Annotated in this window: 16 protein-coding genes; 12 read left to right on the forward strand and 4 right to left on the reverse strand. The window is 61.3% G+C overall.

The features are described 5' to 3' along the window. Positions 1-28 precede the first annotated feature (28 nt). Genes K7H21_RS05935 through hycI form a run of 8 tightly spaced genes read left to right on the forward strand, consistent with a single transcriptional unit; the run spans position 29 to position 7,317 of the window. On the forward strand, positions 29-637 hold the full coding sequence (locus K7H21_RS05935) for a 4Fe-4S dicluster domain-containing protein (RefSeq protein WP_004124097.1): 609 nt from the start codon (positions 29-31) through the stop codon (positions 635-637). Continuing rightward, positions 634-2,460 carry a formate hydrogenlyase subunit 3 gene (gene hycC / locus K7H21_RS05940; protein ID WP_142470336.1) on the forward strand — a complete coding sequence of 609 codons (1,827 nt, stop codon included), beginning with the start codon at positions 634-636 and terminating at the stop codon, positions 2,458-2,460. The genes K7H21_RS05935 and hycC overlap by 4 nt, the downstream gene beginning before the upstream one ends. A 2-nt stretch (positions 2,461-2,462) precedes the next feature. After that, positions 2,463-3,386: a respiratory chain complex I subunit 1 family protein gene (locus K7H21_RS05945; RefSeq protein ID WP_004124092.1), complete on the forward strand. Its 924-nt coding sequence runs from the start codon at positions 2,463-2,465 to the stop codon at positions 3,384-3,386. A 17-nt stretch (positions 3,387-3,403) separates the two neighbouring features. Next, positions 3,404-5,113, forward strand: coding sequence for a formate hydrogenlyase subunit HycE (gene hycE / locus K7H21_RS05950; RefSeq protein WP_004124089.1), 1,710 nt, complete (start codon positions 3,404-3,406; stop codon positions 5,111-5,113). Positions 5,114-5,122: 9 nt separating this feature from the next. After that, positions 5,123-5,665: a formate hydrogenlyase complex iron-sulfur subunit gene (locus K7H21_RS05955; protein ID WP_004124086.1), complete on the forward strand. Its 543-nt coding sequence runs from the start codon at positions 5,123-5,125 to the stop codon at positions 5,663-5,665. After that, a complete protein-coding gene (locus tag K7H21_RS05960; protein ID WP_004124084.1) occupies positions 5,665-6,432 on the forward strand; it encodes an NADH-quinone oxidoreductase subunit B family protein in 768 nt (255 codons plus the stop codon). Before K7H21_RS05955 ends, K7H21_RS05960 begins: the two co-directional genes overlap by 1 nt. Further along, on the forward strand, positions 6,429-6,839 hold the full coding sequence (locus K7H21_RS05965) for a formate hydrogenlyase maturation HycH family protein (protein ID WP_049115891.1): 411 nt from the start codon (positions 6,429-6,431) through the stop codon (positions 6,837-6,839). Before K7H21_RS05960 ends, K7H21_RS05965 begins: the two co-directional genes overlap by 4 nt. Beyond that, positions 6,832-7,317, forward strand: a complete 486-nt coding sequence (hycI, locus tag K7H21_RS05970) for a hydrogenase maturation peptidase HycI (protein WP_004124080.1) — start codon at positions 6,832-6,834, stop codon at positions 7,315-7,317. Before K7H21_RS05965 ends, hycI begins: the two co-directional genes overlap by 8 nt. A 215-nt stretch (positions 7,318-7,532) precedes the next feature. Here the strand turns inward: hycI and K7H21_RS05975 are convergent, their stop codons facing one another. Next, positions 7,533-8,957 carry a 6-phospho-beta-glucosidase gene (locus K7H21_RS05975; protein ID WP_223035649.1) on the reverse strand — a complete coding sequence of 475 codons (1,425 nt, stop codon included), beginning with the start codon at positions 8,955-8,957 and terminating at the stop codon, positions 7,533-7,535. Positions 8,958-8,983: 26 nt separating this feature from the next. Then, the gene (gene ascF / locus K7H21_RS05980) at positions 8,984-10,426 is read right to left on the reverse strand and encodes a PTS cellobiose/arbutin/salicin transporter subunit IIBC (RefSeq protein WP_004124072.1); all 1,443 of its coding nucleotides are present in this window, start codon (positions 10,424-10,426) and stop codon (positions 8,984-8,986) included. Between the two features lie 256 nt (positions 10,427-10,682). Here ascF and K7H21_RS05985 point away from each other — a divergent pair, with 256 nt between their 5' ends. The 4 genes from K7H21_RS05985 to K7H21_RS06000 all read left to right on the forward strand — a co-directional run bounded on the left by K7H21_RS05985 (position 10,683) and on the right by K7H21_RS06000 (position 15,615). After that, a complete protein-coding gene (locus tag K7H21_RS05985; RefSeq protein ID WP_004124069.1) occupies positions 10,683-11,696 on the forward strand; it encodes a LacI family DNA-binding transcriptional regulator in 1,014 nt (337 codons plus the stop codon). Positions 11,697-11,830: 134 nt separating this feature from the next. Then, the gene (hydN, locus tag K7H21_RS05990) at positions 11,831-12,358 is read left to right on the forward strand and encodes an electron transport protein HydN (protein ID WP_004124065.1); all 528 of its coding nucleotides are present in this window, start codon (positions 11,831-11,833) and stop codon (positions 12,356-12,358) included. Positions 12,359-12,370: 12 nt separating this feature from the next. Further along, a complete protein-coding gene (gene hypF, locus K7H21_RS05995) occupies positions 12,371-14,590 on the forward strand; it encodes a carbamoyltransferase HypF (protein WP_223035650.1) in 2,220 nt (739 codons plus the stop codon). Between the two features lie 11 nt (positions 14,591-14,601). Beyond that, positions 14,602-15,615, forward strand: coding sequence for a HoxN/HupN/NixA family nickel/cobalt transporter (locus K7H21_RS06000; protein ID WP_139529003.1), 1,014 nt, complete (start codon positions 14,602-14,604; stop codon positions 15,613-15,615). Positions 15,616-15,737: 122 nt separating this feature from the next. Here the strand turns inward: K7H21_RS06000 and norW are convergent, their stop codons facing one another. Both norW and norV read right to left on the reverse strand, forming a co-directional pair. After that, positions 15,738-16,871 carry an NADH:flavorubredoxin reductase NorW gene (gene norW / locus K7H21_RS06005; RefSeq protein WP_142446825.1) on the reverse strand — a complete coding sequence of 378 codons (1,134 nt, stop codon included), beginning with the start codon at positions 16,869-16,871 and terminating at the stop codon, positions 15,738-15,740. Then, a complete protein-coding gene (gene norV, locus K7H21_RS06010) occupies positions 16,868-18,313 on the reverse strand; it encodes an anaerobic nitric oxide reductase flavorubredoxin (protein ID WP_004124052.1) in 1,446 nt (481 codons plus the stop codon). Before norV ends, norW begins: the two co-directional genes overlap by 4 nt. Positions 18,314-18,388: the final 75 nt, after the last annotated feature.

The raw sequence follows: 18,388 nt of genomic DNA on the forward strand, positions 1-18,388 counted from the left end.
AAAATGACTTTCACCTGAGGATGACCCGGTGAACCGTTTTGTAATTGCTGACTCCACCGTCTGTATCGGCTGTCGCACCTGCGAAGCCGCCTGCGCTGAGACTCACCGCCAGCATGGCCTGCAAGCCATGCCCCGGCTGCATTTAATGCGCAATGAAAAAGAATCCGCGCCGCAGATGTGCCACCAATGTGAAGATGCGCCCTGCGCCGCCGTCTGCCCGGTTAACGCCATTAATCGCGTCGATGGCGCGGTGCAGCTCAATGAGAGCCTGTGCGTAAGCTGCAAGCTGTGCGGCATCGCCTGTCCGTTCGGCGCCATTGAGTTTTCCGGCAGCCGTCCGCTGGATATGCCGGCTAACGCCAATACCCCCCTGGCCCCCGCCGCGCCGCCGGCGCCGGCCCGCGTCAGCTCGCTGCTCGACTGGGTGCCGGGCGTGCGCGCCATCGCCGTCAAATGCGACCTGTGCCACTTCGACGAGCAGGGCCCGGCGTGCGTTCGCACCTGCCCGACTAACGCGCTGCTGCTGGTGGATATCCGCGATATCGCCCAGGCCAGCAAGCGTAAGCGGCAGCTGACCTTTAATACCGATCTCGGCGATCTGTCGCTGTTCCAGGCGCAACAAGGGGACGTGAAATGAGTGTGATTTCCTTAGTGAATCAGGCGGTGGCCTGGTACGCCGCCAGCGCGGTGCTGGCGTTTCTGTTCGCCCTGCGCAAACCGCTGAGCGGGGCGATCGCCGGGATCGGCGGCGCGGTCGCCAGCGCGATGCTGGTGCTGGCGGGCGGAACGGCGCTGCTGATGCCGGAGCGCGTCAGCGGCGGTATGCTGCAGATGCTGCACCTGACCCTGCGCGCGGGCGGCGTCAACGCGCTGTGGCTGTTGGCGATCGGCCTCTCGGCGCTGCCGATTTCGCTGTTCAATATCGCCTGGCATCGCCATCCGCAGGTCAAAGCGAACGGCCTGCTGGTGAACCTGTTGCTGGCCGCTGCGACCTGCGCGGTGGTGGTGACGAACTTCGGCGCGCTGGTGGTGATGGCGGAGATTATGGCGCTCTGCGCCGCGTTTCTTACCGGCTGCGCGCAGTCCGGCAAGCTGTGGTTTGCGCTGGGGCGTCTGGGTACGCTGCTGATGGCGTGGAGCTGCTGGCTGGTCTGGTCGTCCTACGGCACCCTTGAGCTGGCGCAGATTACCCAACAGGCGATGGCGGCGCCGCAGAACGCGCTGCTGTGGCTGCCGGGCCTGGTTGGTTTTGCGCTGCTGGCTGGGGTCATTCCGCTGCACGGCTGGGCGCCGCAGGCTCACGCCGGCGCCAGCGCGCCAGCCGCCGCGCTGTTTTCCACGGTGGTGATGAAAGTCGGTCTCTACGGCATCCTGACGGTGTCGCTGGCCGGTAGCGTACCGCCGCTGTGGTGGGGGGTAATGCTGCTGGTGCTGGGCATGATCACCGCCTTCGTCGGCGGACTATACGCCCTGATGGAGCACAATATTCAGCGCCTGCTGGCGTACCACACCCTGGAAAACATCGGCATTATCCTGCTCGGCCTCGGGGCGTTCGTCACCGGCGTGGCGACCCATAACCCGACCCTGATGGTGCTGGGTTTTATCGGCGGCATGTATCACCTGATCAACCATAGCCTGTTTAAAACCACCCTGTTCCTCGGCGCGGGGGCGGTGTGGTTCCGTACCGGCCATCGCGATATCGAGAAGCTCGGCGGCATCGGCAAGAAAATGCCGCTGATTTCGCTCTCCATGCTGGTGGGCCTGATGGCGATGGCCGCGCTACCGCCGCTGAACGGTTTTGCCGGGGAGTGGGTGATCTATCAGTCCTTCTTCAAGCTAAGCACCGGCGACGCGTTTGTTGGCCGCCTGCTCGGACCGCTGCTGGCGGTGGGCCTGGCGATTACCGGCGCCCTGGCGGTGATGTGTATGGCGAAAGTCTACGGCGTCACCTTCCTCGGCGCGCCGCGTAGCAAAGAGGCGGAAAACGCCACCTGCGCGCCGGGGCTGATGACCTTTAGCGTGGTGCTGGCCGCCGTCTGCTGCGTGATTGGCGGGGTTGCCGCGCCGTGGCTGCTGCCGCTGGTGAGCGGGGCGTTTCCGGTGCAGGCGGAGGTCTCCAGCGTGGTGTCTCAGCCGCTGATCGCCATTCTGCTGATCGCCTGCCCGCTGCTGCCGCTGCTGCTGATGATCTTCTTTAAGGGCGATCGCCTGCCGGCGCGCTCCCGCGGCGCGGCCTGGGTCTGCGGCTACGACCATGAGAAATCCATGGTGGTGACCGCCCACGGTTTCGCCATGCCGGTGAAAGAAGCCTTTGCGCCGATCCTCAAGCTTCGCCACTGGCTGAATCCGGTGCGCCTGGTGCCCGGCTGGCAGAGCGCCTCCGCGCCTGCGCTGTTTCGCGGCATGGCGCTGGTTGAGCTGGCGGTACTGGTGGTGATTGTGATTTCCCGAGGAGCCTGAGAATGAGCGTATTAATTGCATTGCTGCAGGCGCTGGTGCTGTTCGCCGCCGCGCCGCTGTTGTCCGGGGTGACCCGCGTCGCCCGCGCGCGTCTGCATAACCGCCGCGGTCCGGGCGTGCTGCAGGAGTACCGGGATATCGTGAAACTGCTGGGGCGCCAGAGCGTTGGCCCGGACGCCTCCGGCTGGGTCTTCCGCCTGACGCCGTACGTGATGGTCGGCGTGATGCTGACCATCGCCACCGCGCTGCCGGTGGTGACCGTTGATTCGCCGATGTCCGGGCTGGGCGACCTGATCACCCTGATCTACCTGTTCGCTATCGCCCGCTTCTTCTTCGCTATTTCCGGCCTTGATACCGGCAGCCCGTTTACCGCTATCGGTGCCAGCCGCGAAGCGATGCTCGGCGTGCTGGTGGAGCCTATCCTGCTGCTCGGCCTGTGGGTCGCGGCGCAGGTTGCCGGTTCCACCCATATCAGCAGCATCACCGACACCATTTACCACTGGCCTGTCGCCCGCACTCTTCCGCTAATTCTGGCGCTGTGCGCCTGCGCCTTCGCCACTTTTATCGAAATGGGCAAGCTGCCGTTCGACCTGGCGGAAGCGGAGCAGGAGCTTCAGGAAGGCCCGCTCTCGGAATACAGCGGCAGCGGCTTCGGCGTGCTGAAGTGGGGCATTAGCCTCAAACAGCTGGTGGTCCTGCAAATGTTCGTCGGCGTATTTATCCCGTGGGGACAGATGACCAGCTTTAGCGTCGGCGGTCTGCTGCTGGCGCTGGTGGTTGCCGTCATCAAGCTGGTGCTTGGCGTGCTGGTGATTGCGCTGTTCGAAAACAGCATGGCGCGTCTGCGCTTTTGCGCCACCTCCCGCGTCACCTGGGCCGGGTTTGGTTTTGCCTTTTTAGCCTTCGTCTCCTTGCTGGTGGCGTGATTTAAGAGAGTTTGAGCATGTCTGAAGAAAAAATCGGTCAACACTATCTCGCCGCGCTGCATCAGGCCTTTCCGGGCGTGGTGCTGGATGAAGCCTGGCAGACCAAAGACCAGTTGACGGTCACGGTAAAGGTCAACTACCTGCCGGAAGTGGTCGAGTTCCTGTACTACAAGCAGGGCGGCTGGCTGTCGGTGCTGTTCGGCAACGACGAACGCAAGCTCAACGGCCACTACGCCGTCTACTACGTGCTGTCGATGGAGCAGGGCACGAAGTGCTGGATCACCGTGCGCGTGGAAGTGGACGCCAATAAACCCGAGTATCCGTCGGTGACGCCGCGCGTGCCTGCCGCCGTGTGGGGCGAGCGCGAAGTGCGCGATATGTACGGTCTGATCCCGGTCGGTCTGCCGGACGAGCGCCGGCTGGTGCTGCCGGACGACTGGCCGGATGAACTCTATCCGCTGCGTAAAGACAGCATGGACTACCGCCAGCGTCCGGCGCCGACCACCGACGCGGAAACCTACGAGTTTATCAACGAGCTGGGCAGCAAGAAAAACAACGTGGTGCCGATTGGCCCGCTGCATGTCACCTCCGACGAACCGGGCCACTTCCGCCTGTTCGTTGACGGCGAAAATATTATCGATGCCGACTACCGCCTGTTCTACGTCCATCGCGGGATGGAAAAGCTGGCGGAAACCCGGATGGGCTACAACGAAGTCACCTTCCTGTCGGACCGCGTGTGCGGTATCTGCGGCTTCGCCCACAGCACCGCCTACACCACCTCGGTGGAGAACGCGATGGGCATTGTGGTGCCGGAGCGCGCGCAAATGATCCGCGCCATTCTGCTGGAGGTGGAGCGCCTGCACTCGCACCTGCTGAACCTCGGCCTCGCCTGCCACTTTACCGGCTTCGACTCCGGGTTTATGCAATTCTTCCGCGTGCGCGAAACCTCGATGAAGATGGCGGAAATTCTTACCGGGGCGCGTAAAACCTACGGCCTGAACCTGATTGGCGGCATTCGTCGCGATCTGCTGAAAGAGGACATGATCCAGACCCGCCAGCTGGCGCAGCAGATGCGCCGCGACGTGCAGGAGCTGGTGGATATGCTGCTCAGCACGCCGAATATGGAGCAGCGTACCGTGGGTATTGGTCGTCTCGACCCACAAATCGCCCGCGACTTCAGCAACGTTGGCCCGATGGTGCGCGCCAGCGGCCACGCCCGTGATACCCGCGCCGACCACCCGTTTGTCGGCTACGGCCTGTTGCCGATGGAAGTGCACAGCGAGCAGGGCTGCGATGTCATCTCGCGCCTCAAGGTGCGCATCAACGAAGTTTACACCGCGCTGAACATGATCGACTTCGGCCTCGATAACCTGCCGGGCGGCCCGCTGATGGTGGAAGGCTTCACCTATATTCCGCACCGCTTCGCGCTCGGCTTCTCGGAAGCGCCGCGCGGGGATGATATCCACTGGAGCATGACCGGCGACAACCAGAAGCTGTACCGCTGGCGCTGCCGGGCGGCGACCTACGCCAACTGGCCGACCCTGCGCTATATGCTGCGCGGCAATACCGTCTCCGACGCGCCGCTGATTATCGGCAGCCTCGACCCGTGCTACTCCTGTACCGACCGCATGACCGTGGTCGACGTGCGCAAGAAGAAAAGCAAAGTGGTGCCATACAAAGAGCTGGAGCGCTACAGCATCGAGCGTAAGAACTCGCCGCTGAAATAAGGAATCGCCATGTTTACCTTTATTAAAAAAGTCATCAAAACCGGCACCGCGACGCACTCATACCCGCTGGAGCCGATGCCGGTGGATAAAAACTTCCGCGGCAAACCGGAGCATAATCCGCAGCAGTGCATCGGCTGCGCCGCCTGCGTTAACGCCTGCCCGTCGAACGCCCTGACGGTGGAGACCGATCTGGCCACCAATCAACTGGGGTGGCAGTTCAACCTCGGGCGCTGCATCTTCTGCGGACGCTGCGAAGAGGTCTGCCCGACGGCGGCGATTAGGCTCTCTCAGGAGTACGAGCTGGCGGTGTGGAAAAAAGAGGATTTCCTCCAGCAGTCGCGTTTTGCCATCTGCCACTGTCGGGTATGTGAACGACCGTTCGCCGTACAGAAAGAGATCGACTACGCCATCGCGCTGCTCAAACACAACGGCGACAGCCGCGCCGAGCTGCATCGCGAAAGTTTTGAGACCTGCCCGGAGTGTAAACGCCAGAAGTGCCTGGTGCCGTCCGACCGTATTGAACTGACTCGCCATATGAGAGAGGCCAGCTGATGAGCAATTTATTAGGCCCGCGCGATGAAAACGGCATTCCGGTGCCGATGACGGTGGATGAATCCATCGCCAGCATGAAGGCCTCGCTGCTGAAAAAAATTAAGCGTTCCGCCTACGTCTATCGGGTGGACTGCGGCGGCTGCAACGGCTGCGAAATCGAGATTTTCGCTACCCTGTCGCCGCTGTTCGACGCCGAGCGTTTTGGTATCAAAGTGGTGCCGTCGCCGCGTCACGCCGATATTCTGTTGTTTACCGGGGCGGTGACCCGGGCGATGCGTTCTCCCGCGCTGCGCGCGTGGCAGTCCGCGCCGGACCCGAAAATCTGTATCTCCTACGGCGCCTGCGGCAACAGCGGCGGCATTTTCCACGACCTCTACTGCGTGTGGGGCGGGACCGATAAAATCGTGCCGGTAGACGTCTATATTCCCGGCTGCCCGCCGACGCCTGCCGCGACGCTGTACGGCTTCGCGATGGCGCTGGGCCTGCTGGAGCAGAAAATCCACGCCCGTCTGCCGGGCGAGCAGGATGAACGGCCGACCGAGCTTCTGCACCCGGATATGGTACAGCCGCTGCGGGTGCGCATTGACCGCGAAGCGCGTCGCCTGGCGGGCTATCGCTATGGTCGCCAGATTGCCGACGACTATATGCGCCTGCTGGCGCAGGGCGATAGCCAGGTGGTGCGCTGGCTGGAGGCGGAAAAAGATCCGCGTCTGACCGAGATCGTCACCCACCTGAACCAGGTGGTCGAGGGAGCGCGTATCCGATGAGCGAGACGGTGGTGTTCAGTCAGCTGAGCCGTAAATTTATTGATGAGAACGACGCGACGCCTGACCAGGCGCAGCAGGTGGTCTATTACAGCCTGGCGATTGGCCACCACCTCGGCGTCATCGACTGCCTCGAGGCGGCGCTGAGCTGCCCGTGGCAGGCGTATCTGGCGTGGATTGCGACCCTCGAAGAGGGCAGCGTCGCGCGGCGTAAAATGGAAGGCGTGCCGAAGTACGGCGAGATCGTGATCGATAGCAATCATGTGACGATGCTGGCCAACGCTTTTGATAAAGCGCAGGCCCGGCAGACCCCCGAGCAGCAGGCGTGGAGCAAAACCCTGCTCAGCATGCTGCATGATATTCACCAGGAAAGCGCCATCTACCTGATGGTGAGGAGACTCCGTGACTGACGTTTTACTCTGTGTTGGCAATAGCATGATGGGCGACGACGGCGCAGGCCCGCTGCTGGCGGAGATGTGCGCGGCTAATCCCGTCGGCGAGTGGGTGGTGATTGACGGCGGCAGCGCGCCGGAAAACGATATTGTCGCCATTCGCGAGCTGCGCCCTGAGCGCCTGCTGATCGTCGATGCCACCGATATGGGGCTGAATCCCGGCGAGATCCGCATCGTCGACCCGGATGATATTGCCGAGATGTTTATGATGACTACCCACAATATGCCGCTCAACTATCTGATCGATCAGCTAAAAGAGGATATCGGCGAGGTGATTTTCTTAGGCATTCAGCCGGATATCGTCGGCTTTTATTACCCAATGACCCAGCCGATTAAGGACGCGGTCGAGGTGGTGTACGCGCGGCTTGATGGCTGGCAGGGGCAGGGCGGTTTTGCGGCACTTGAAGCCGCAGAAGAGCCGGCGTTCCCCGGCTAAGCGCAGCGCGAGCCGGGAGTTTGGTCAGGGGGAGCAAGTTTACTTTTTTCCCCGGGTCGCGGCGTAAACGCCCTACTCGGGCTACGGCTACTGTCCGGGCTACCGGTCCGCGAGCGTTGATGAACCTGTAGCCCGGCTAAGCGCAGCGCGAGCCGGGGAAATTTCCGTGTTGCAGGTGTTTGCCAGGCTGAGCATCCCTCAGTCCGCGGGGCACACTACGCCAAATCTTCCCCGTTGCTGGCAATCACCTTCTTATACCACCAGAACGACTTCTTACGTCTCCGCGCCAGCGTGCCGTGACCGGCGTCGTCGCGGTCGACGTAGACAAAGCCGTAGCGCTTGCTCATCTCGCCGGTGGAGGCGGACACCAGATCGATACAGCCCCAGCTGGTGTAGCCCATCACCGGAATGCCATCCGCGATGGCGTCGCCCATCGCCTTAATATGCTCGCGCAGATAGCTGATGCGGTAGTCGTCGTTAATCTCGCCGTTAGCGTCAATCTCATCCCGCGCGCCGAGACCGTTTTCCACAAGGAACAGCGGTTTCTGGTAGCGGTCATACATCATATTCATGGTGATGCGCAGGCCGAGCGGGTCGATGCCCCAGCCCCATTCGCTGGCCTGAATATGCGGGTTCTTCAGTGACTTAACAATATTGGCGGCGTTGGTGTTGCCGGCGTTCATCTCCGCCGACGCGCAGCGCGAAGCGTAGTAGCTGAAGGAGACGAAATCGACGGTATGGCGCAGGATTTCATCATCGCCCGCTTCTTTGGCGATGGTCACACCTTTCTCGCGGAATACCCGCGCCGCCCACACCGGATACGCGCCGCGCGCCTGGACATCGATAAAGAACAAGTTCTCGCGATCTTTCTCCAGCGCCATCCACACGTCTTCCGGCTTACAGGAGTAAGGGTAGAAATTGCCGCCCGCCAGCATACAGCCGACCTGATTTTGCGAATTCACCTCGTGGGCGATTTTGGTCGCTAAGGCGCTGGCGACCAGTTCATGATGGGCGGCCTGGTATTTCACCTGCTCCTGATTTTCCCCCTCTTCAAACACCAGACCGGCGCCGGAGAATGGGCTATGCAGCATAATGTTGATTTCATTGAAGGTAAGCCAGTACTTCACTAACCCATCAAAAGCTTCAAAACAGGTACGGGCGTAGCGGGTGAAGAACTCCACCATTTTTCGATTGCGCCAGGAGCCGTATTCGGTAACCAGGTGCATCGGCACGTCGAAATGGCACAGCGTCACCAGTGGCTCGATATTATGCTTTTTACACTCCTCGAACAGCGAGCGATAAAAGGCGATCCCTTCCGGGTTCGGCTCTTGTTCATCACCTTTTGGAAACAGGCGGCTCCAGGCGATAGAGGTGCGGAAGACGCTAAAGCCCATCTCGGCCATCAGGGCGATATCTTCTTTATAACGATGATAAAAATCGATCGCCTCGTGGCTCGGGTAGAACTCATAGTCGCGCAGCGCGAAGCGTTTCTCCTGCCCCAGCTTGACCGCCAGGCGGTGCGCGCCGTGGGGAATCATATCGACGGTGGTCGGCCCTTTGCCGCCCTCCAGATATGCCCCTTCGGACTGGTTGGCGGCCAGTGCGCCGCCCCATAAAAATCCCTGTGGAAAAGTCGCCATGCATTACCTCGTTAATAAAATGGTGTTCAGGCGTGAGAAGCCTGGGCGCCGGCCTGACGCTGTCTGGCGTCGGCGGCGGCTTCTTCTTGCGGAATATCTTCAAAGCCGAGCATCAGCGTCAGGACAAACGACAGCACTACCGCCAGCGCCATGACGCCAAAGACCCAGACGATGGTCATCGGATTGGCCGGGTCGAAAAACTGGACGCTGGTAAACAGGCCCGGCGCCGCCATTGAGTGGCTGGCGAGCCCGGCAATGCCGGCCACCGCGCCGCAGATAAAGCCGCTGATCAGGCTGGCGATTAGCGGTCGCTTCAGCCGCACCGCCACGCCGTACAGCGCCGGTTCGGAAATCCCCGCCAGAATCGCGGAAGCCGCGGCAGCCAGCGCCGTCTGGCGCAGCTCCGGGTTTTTGGTTTTCCACGCCACCGCCAGCGATGAGCCGCCCAGCGACAGGTTGGCGCCGATTTCCGACGGCATCACCATGCCCTCTTTGCCGGTTTCGGCGATGGTCTGAATGATAGTCGGCGTGAAGACGCGGTGCATCCCGGTCATCACCAGCAGCGGCCACAGGGCGCCCATAATCGCCACCGACAGCCAGCCGAGGTAGCTGTGGATCGTATAGACCAGCGCGGAAATGGCGCTACCGATCCAGATGCCGAGCGGGCCAATCAGCAGAATCGACAGCGGGGCGGCAATCAGCACAATCAGCATCGGCTTGAGGAAGTTTTTCGTCACCGCCGGGGTGATACGGTCGACCCAGCGTTCGATATAAGAGAGGCACCATGTCATCACCAGCGCCGGGATCACGGTATAGGTGTATTTCACCGCCGTCACAGGAATAAAGGCGAACTCCACGTGCTCGCCCTGGGCGGCTTTGGCCATCAGCTCGATAAAGCTCGGGTGCACCAGCACCCCGGCAATCGCAATCGCCAGCGACATATTGGTTTTGAACTTCACCGCCGCGGAAGCCGCAACCATCAGCGGCAGGAAGAAGAACGCGCCGTCGCCGATAACCGTCAGAATAGTCAGCGTTGGCGCGCCTTTGGGCAGCGCGCCGGTCATCTCTAAGATCATCGCCAGCAGCTTGACCATCGATCCGCCGATAATTGCCGGGATCAGCGGCGACATAGTGCCGATCAGCGCATCAAGGATCCCGGCACCGATGCGCTTCAGGGTGATCGGCGGTTTTCCCTGCGGTTCGGCAGGGCGCAGTTCTCCCGGCAGCAGGGCGACCACCTCGCGGTAGGCCTGGGAGACGGTATTGCCGATGATGACCTGGCACTGGTTATCGCTACGCACGACGCCGAGTACGCCTTTTAGCCCTTTGAGGGTGGCGCTGTCGACCCGCTCGTTGTCTTTGACCACAAAACGCAGGCGGGTCATGCAGTGGGTGACGGCGGCCACGTTATCTGCGCCGCCAATTGCAGCCACAATCTGCTGCGCCAGAGCTGCATAATTTTTAGACATCGGATTTTATCCTGTTTATCAATGGGATACTGGCTTGTCACCGCGCCGGAAAGCGGAGCGGCATCATGCATACATAGGAAACCGGTTCCACAAAATCATGATTAGTTTCATGAATGCATACAAGAAATAAAAAAATAAGATCTCGATTTTGTGATTTTGATCGCTGTGTGCGCATCAGCGCGGGAGACGCACAAATGCTGAAAAAGCGCAGCGCGTGCAGTACACTGCGGGCAACATTGGCAACAGGAATAACCACATGGCAACGATGCTGGAGGTAGCGAAGCGCGCGGGGGTGTCGAAGGCCACCGTTTCGCGGGTGCTGTCGGGGAACGGCTATGTCAGCCAGGAGACCAAAGATCGCGTCTTCCAGGCGGTGGCCGAAAGCGGTTACCGGCCGAATCTGCTGGCGCGCAACCTGGCGACGAAAAAGACGCAGACCCTCGGGCTGGTGGTGACCAACACCCTTTATCACGGCGTCTATTTCAGCGAACTGCTTTACCACGTGGCGCGGATGACCGAAGACAAAGGGCGGCAGCTGATCCTCGCCGACGGCAAGCACAGCGCGGAGGAGGAGCGCGAGGCGATTCAGTATCTGCTCGATCTGCGCTGCGATGCGATTATTATCTATCCACGCTTTCTCAGCGTTGATGAGATGGATGAGATTATCGAAAATCATGAGCGGCCGATTATGGTGCTCAACCGCCGCCTGCGCCGCAACGCCAGCCACTGCGTCTGGTCCGATCAAAAAGCCTCGGCGATGATGGCAGTGGAAAAGCTTATCGCGCTGGGTCATCGGCAAATCGCGTTTATTACCGGTTCGCTGGATTCGCCAACCGGCGTTGAGCGTCTCTCGGGCTATAAAGACGCGCTGGCCCGCCACGGCATTACGCCGAATAACGATCTGATCGTCGAAGGGCGCTGGACGCCGGAAACCGGCGCGGCGGGAGTCGAGACGCTGCGCCAGCGCCGCGTCGGCTACAGCGCGCTGGTGGCGAGCAACGACGATATGGCGGTTGGCGCGATGAAACAGCTGCATCAGCTCGGCGTTAAGGTGCCGGAGCAGGTTTCGGTGGTGGGCTTTGACGATATCGCGCTGGCGCCGTTTATGGTGCCGGCGCTCTCCAGCGTCAAAGTCCCGGTGACGGAGATGATCAAAGAGAGCATCAACCGGCTGATCTTTATGCTCGACGGCGGCGATTTTAAATTTCAGCAAACCTTTTCCGGCGAGCTGATTGAACGCGACTCAATGGTCCCCGGCCCGCACGCCTGACGTCGTCAGCTGTCATCGTCACAACTGACGATGACAGTCTCTCCCGTATTTATCTCCTTTAATATCAGTATCATAAAAATTGGAACGCATTATGCATACTCCGGCGCGTAACCTTCTTACAGCTGGAGAAATGGATGAACCGTTTCATTATCGCCGACGCGAGCAAATGCATCGGCTGCCGCACCTGTGAAGTGGCCTGCGTGGTCTCTCATCAGGAAAATCAGGACTGCGCCGCGCTGACGCCAAAAACCTTTTTACCGCGTATTCACGTGATCAAAGGCGTCAACGTGTCGACGGCCACCGCCTGTCGTCAGTGCGAGGACGCCCCGTGCGCCAACGTCTGCCCGAACGGCGCTATCAGCCGCGACCAGGGCTTCGTCCACGTGATGCAGGAGCGCTGCATCGGCTGCAAAACCTGCGTGGTGGCCTGTCCGTACGGCGCCATGGAAGTGGTGGTGCGCCCGGTTATTCGCCACAGCGGCGCGGGGCTGAACGTGATAGCGGAAAAAGCCGAAGCTAACAAATGCGACCTGTGCTATCACCGTGAGGAAGGCCCTGCCTGTATGGACGCCTGTCCGACCCACGCGCTGATTTGCGTCGACCGCAACAGGCTCGAACAGATGAATATCGAAAAACGCCGCCGCACCGCGCTGGCCTGGTAATCCGGCCGCGCAATGAACGGGGTGCAAATCCGCATTCGCGGTAAAGTGCAGGGGGTGGGGTTCCGCCCCTTCGTCTGGCAGCTGGCGCAGCAGCTGGGGCTGCGCGGCGACGTGTGCAACGACGGCGACGGCGTACTGGTGCGCCTTGTCGGCGATGATGCGGCCTTTCTCAGCGCGTTAACCCAGCGCTGCCCACCGCTGGCGCGTATCGACAGCGCGGCGGCCGCGTCATTCGTCTGGGCCGCCGAGCCGCCGGGCTTTACCATTCGCCAAAGCGGAGCCGGAAGCATGCGCACGCAGATTGTGCCCGATGCCGCTACCTGCCCGGCATGCCTGGCTGAGATGAACAACCCGCGAGAACGCCGCTACCGCTATCCGTTTATCAACTGCACCCACTGCGGGCCGCGCTTTACCATTATTCGCGCTATGCCCTACGACCGCCCACTGACCTCTATGTTGCCGTTTCCTCTTTGCTCCGCCTGTGCGACGGAATATGGCGATCCTGCCGATCGCCGCTTTCACGCGCAGCCGGTGGCCTGCGCCGAGTGCGGCCCGCAGCTGGAATGGCGCGGCCCGCAGGGGCATTTATTTGGCGAGGCGGCTCTTGAAGCGGCGACGGCTCGCCTGCTGGCGGGCGATATTGTGGCGGTGAAGGGGTTGGGCGGTTTCCATCTGCTGTGCGATGCCGGAAACCCTGAGGCCGTCGCGAAGCTGCGGGCGCGCAAGCATCGCCCGGCGAAACCGCTGGCGGTGATGCTGGCGACAACGGCGGGGCTCAGCAAACCGGCGCTGACGCTGCTGACCTCTCCCGCCGCGCCGATCGTGTTGCTGGAGAAAACGCAGGTGGCCGGCCTGTGCGACCAGATTGCGCCAGGGCTTGCGGAAGTAGGGGGGATGCTGCCATCTAATCCACTGCAGCATTTACTTTCGCAGGCGCTGGCGCGCCCATTAGTGATGACCTCCGGCAACCTCAGCGGCCGCCCGCCGGCGTTAACCAACGCCGGGGCGCTGGCGGATTTAGCCGGAATTGCCGACGGTTTTCTGCTGCATAATCGCGAGATTGTGCAGCGGATGGACGATTCCGTGGTGCGGCAAAGCGGCGAGATGCTGCGCCGCGCCCGCGGCTACGTGCCGGACGCGCTGGCGCTGCCGCCGGGTTTCCACGACGTACCGCCGCTGCTGGCTCTCGGCGCGGATATGAAAAATACATTCTGCCTGCTGCGCGGCGATGAAGCGGTGCTCAGCCAGCATTTTGGCGATCTCGACGAGGAGGGCGTCGAGGCGCAGTGGCAGCAAGCGCTGCGTCTGATGCAGGAGATTTACGCTTTTACCCCGCAGCGGGTGGTTGCCGACGCCCATCCCGGCTACCGCGCTTCGCGGTGGGCGGCGTCGCTGGCGCTGCCGGTGGAGCGCGTGTTGCATCATCATGCCCACGCTGCCGCCTGCCTGGCCGAGCACCGCTGGCCGCTGGAGGGCGGCGACGTGATTGCCCTGACGCTCGACGGTATCGGGATGGGGGAAAACGGTGAGCTGTGGGGCGGCGAGTGCCTGCGGGTCAACTATCGCGAGTGCGAGCATCTCGGCGGTCTGCCGGCGGTGGCGCTGCCGGGCGGCGACCTCGCGGCGCGTCAGCCGTGGCGCAATCTGCTCGCTCACTGCCTGGCGTTCGTCCCTGAATGGCAGAATTATGCCGACACCGCCGCACTACGCCAGCAAAGCTGGCCGCTGCTGGCGCGGGCAATCGAGCGCGGTATTAATGCGCCGCAGGCATCGTCGTGCGGGCGTCTGTTTGACGCCGTCGCCTGCGCGTTGGGCTGCGCCCCGCTCACCCTGAGCTATGAAGGGGAAGCGGCGTGCCGTCTGGAAGCGCTGGCGGCGACCTGCGAAGGGATTGATCATCCGGCGATGCTGCCGTGGCGCGATGGAAAACTGGACCTGGCGACGTTCTGGCAGCGGTGGCTGAGCTGGCAGGCGAGCCCGGCGCAAAAAGCCTGGGCCTTTCATGATGCGCTGGCCCGCGGGCTGGCGGCCATGATGCGCGATTGCGCGAACGCACGGAATATTCACACGCTGGCCTTCGGCGGCGGGGTACTGCACAACCGCCTGCTGACGGCGCGATTGACCTTTTATCTGGCCGATTTTACTCTGCTCTTTCCGCAGCAGCTGCCCGCAGGCGATGGCGCGATTGCCCTCGGTCAGGCGGTTATCGCTGCGGCCCGCCTGCAGGCTTAAAGGACACCGATATGATAGTGACGATTTTGCGTCAGCAGCCGCGCGCAGCGGCGCTGGTGCTGGCATTGATTGCCGCCAATTTGCTGGCCTGGGGCTGGGCATTTGCGGCGTTCGGCGGTAGCGGCGCGCTGATGGCCGCCAGCCTGCTGGCCTGGGGTTACGGTCTGCGCCACGCGGTGGACGCCGACCATATCGCGGCGATCGACAACGTGACCCGCAAAATGATGCAGCAGGGGAAGCGACCTTTTGCCGTTGGCGCGTGGTTCTCGCTGGGTCATTCGTCGATTGTGGTGCTGGCGTCGGCGGCGATTGCCGCGACCGCCACCGCGTTTGGTCAGCAGATGAGCTGGTTTCACGAGACCGGCAGCGTTATCGGTACCGCCGTATCGGCGCTGTTCCTGCTGGTGATGGCCTTTATCAACCTGGTTATTTTGCGCAGCGTCTGGCGCAGCTTTCGGGCGTGGAAGCAGGGCGAAAAGGTGAGCGATGAGGTCATGACCGGCGGCGGCATGATGAGCTGGCTGTTCGGTAAAACCTTCCGCCTGATTAGCCGCAGCTGGCAGATGTATCTGGTGGGCTTTCTGTTTGGCCTCGGCTTTGATACGGCGACGGAAATCGGCGTGCTGGGGATTTCGGCGGCCAGCGCGTCGAGCGGGATGTCGATTTGGTCGATTATGATTTTTCCGGCGCTGTTCGCTAGCGGGATGGCGCTGGTGGATACGCTCGACAACGTGCTGATGGTCGGCGCCTACGGCTGGGCGTTCAGTAAGCCGCAGCGTAAGCTCTATTACAATATGACCATTACCGGCACCTCGGTGGTGGTGGCGCTGTTTATCGGCGGTCTGGAAGCGCTGGGTCTGTTGATGGATAAGTTCTCCCTCAGCGGAGGCGTCTGGCGCTGGGTCGGCGCATTGAACGACCATCTCGGCGACGCCGGTTTTGTGGTGGTCGGGCTGTTCGTGGCCTGCTGGGTGCTGTCGGTGCTCAACTACCGCTGGCGCGGATACGATAACCTGGCGCGGTAGGTTGGGCATTTCCCCGGCTCGCGCTACGCTTAGCCGGGCTACCAAACCCGAGCGCCTTGCCATTGGGTAGCCCGGGTTAGGCGTTTACGCCGCGACCCGGGAATAACGTCATATCCTCCCGGTTAACTCACCAGCTGTTTGAGCAGGGCAAAAGCATCTTTCATGCGATCCTCGCTGACCACAAAAGCGCGCAGCTGGTTTTCGGCGTCAACGCCTTTCGCGACCAGGCCGTCTTTGGCGGCAACGATATTCCACGTCAGATCCTCGCGTCGGGTATCGCCCGCCAGGTGCAGCGGTAAATCCGGCGTTTTAACCTTCACCAGCATCGGCGGCAGCTTCAGTTCCCCCTGCTGAGCCAGCAGATTTTTACCCAGGCACATGGCGCTCAGCAGAATCGGCTGCAGAAAAGGCAGGACCATACCGTTGATTTCCGCGCAATCGCCGAGGGCGTAAATCGCCGGATGGCTGGTTTGCAGCTGGCTGTTCACTACCACGCCACGGTGAGTTTTCAGACCCGCATGCCGCGCCAGCGCCGTTTCCGGGCGTAAACCGGCGGCGGCGACCACCGCATCCACCGTCACCGTACGCTGGCGGTCAAGAGTGACGCGAATCCCGTCGGCGCTCTGCGCCAGGCTTTCCAGCTGGGACTTCAGCATCAGATGCACGCCCATGTCGGTCAGACGATGCTGCAGTCGGCTGCTGGCCTCGGGCGGCATCAGGGCAGACAGTACGCTGGCGGAGTTATCCACCACCGTCACCGCTTTGCTGGCGCGGCAGAAATCCATCGCCAGCTCGCAGCCAATCAGCCCGCCGCCGACGATCAGCACTCTTTTTGCATCGCGCAGCTGGCTTTGCGCCGCACCGTATTCCCGCTGGCTGTTGAGGGTCAGCATCAGTTCGCGGCCCGGCACCGGTGGGATAAACGGCGTTGCGCCGGTGGCCAGCACCAGTTTGTCATAGCGCCACTCGCGGTCCTGGCTCTTCACAACCTGATTATCGGCGTCGATATCGCTGACCCAGGTATGCGGAAACAGGCGCAGATTGTACTGCTCGGCAAACTCGCCCGCCGTTTGCAGGGTCAGGTCGTCGGCGTTCTGCCCGCGGCTAACCACATGGCTGAGATCCGGTTTGTTGTACTCATCCATGCTGTCGGCGGCGATCAGGGTCAGCGGGATATTCGGGTCCTGCTTGCGAATATTTTTCACCAGCTGACGGGCCGCGAAGCCCGAGCCGATGATGACGATGCCATCACTCATTTTGCCTCCGATGCCAGAACGTCAAACACATCTTTACCCAGCGAACACTCAGGGCAGAGGAAGTTATCCGGGACTTCGCTCCACGGCGTACCCGGCTGGACGTCCTGGTTCGGTTCGCCCTGTTCGGGGTCGTAAATCCACTGGCAAACGCTGCACTGCATTTTCGGGCCGAGATCGGCTGCCGCTGGCGCGGCGCAAGGCGTTGCCACAGGCGCGGCGTGTTTAGCCGGGCTCGCCGGCAGCGGGGAGAGGGCCCACTGCCGGGCGATTTCGCGGCCGTGCTCGCGGCACACTTCCAGCGCGTCGAGATCCGGGCGCCATTTGGCCTTCAGGCTCAGGGACATTTCAAAGCCCGCATCCTGTAAACGCGTGGACAGGCGGTCAACCGCACCGCCGCTCCAGCCGTGGGAGCCAAAGGCGCTGGCGCGCTTGTTACGGAAACGCAGGCCGGTCATCTCTTCCACCAGCCCGGCGATTTTCGGCATCATCACGTTATTCATGGTTGAGGTGCCGACCAGCACGCCCTTCGAGCGGAACACGTTAGTCAGGATTTCATTTTTATCGCTGCGGGCGACATTGAAAATTTTCACCGCCACGCGCGGATCCACGTCGGTAATGCCCTGGGCTATCGCGTCAGCCATCATGCGGGTGTTGTTGGACATGGTGTCGTAGAAAATGGTGATGCGGTCTTCCTGATAATCCGCCGCCCACTCGAGATATTTTTCGACGATCTGCGTCGGGTTATCGCGCCAGACCACGCCATGGGAGGTCGCAATCATATCCACCGGCAGATTAAAGCCGAGGATTTCGGTAATTTTCGGCGTCACCAGGCGGCTGAACGGAGTCAGAATGTTGGCATAGTAGCGCTGGCACTGCTCATAAAGTTCAATCTGATCAACTTCATCATTAAACAGATGCTCATCGCAGTAGTGCTGGCCGAAGGCGTCATTGCTGAACAGCACCGCGTCGCCGGTCATATAGGTCATCATGCTATCCGGCCAGTGCAACATCGGGGTTTCCACGAAAATCAGCTGTTTGCCGTTGCCGATATCCAGGCTGTCGCCGGTTTTCACCACCTTAAAATTCCACTCCGGGTGATGATGGTGTCCGTTGATAGAGTCGATGGCGTTGGCGGTACAGTAAATCGGGGTGTCCGGGATCTGCGTCATCAGTTCGGTCAGCGCGCCGGCATGGTCCTCTTCCGCATGGTTAATAATGATGTAATCGATATCGGCGAGATCGATTTCGCCGCGCAGGTTCTGCACGAATTCGCGGCTGAATTTATGATCGACGGTATCGATCAGCACATTTTTCTCTTCGCGGAGGAGATAGCTGTTGTAGCTGCTGCCGCGCAGCGTTTTGTATTCCGTCCCGTGGAAATCACGCACTTCCCAGTCGCGCTGGCCAACCCAATGAATGTTATTTTTAACCAGAATAGACATAGCAACCTCAATTAATTCAGCAGTGTTCAAATAAGATGTTTTGCTTATATCAAGTTGCGTGCCAAATTTTTAACT

This window comes from Klebsiella sp. CTHL.F3a (assembly GCF_019890895.1).
GTDB classification, from domain to species: Bacteria; Pseudomonadota; Gammaproteobacteria; order Enterobacterales; family Enterobacteriaceae; genus Klebsiella; species Klebsiella grimontii.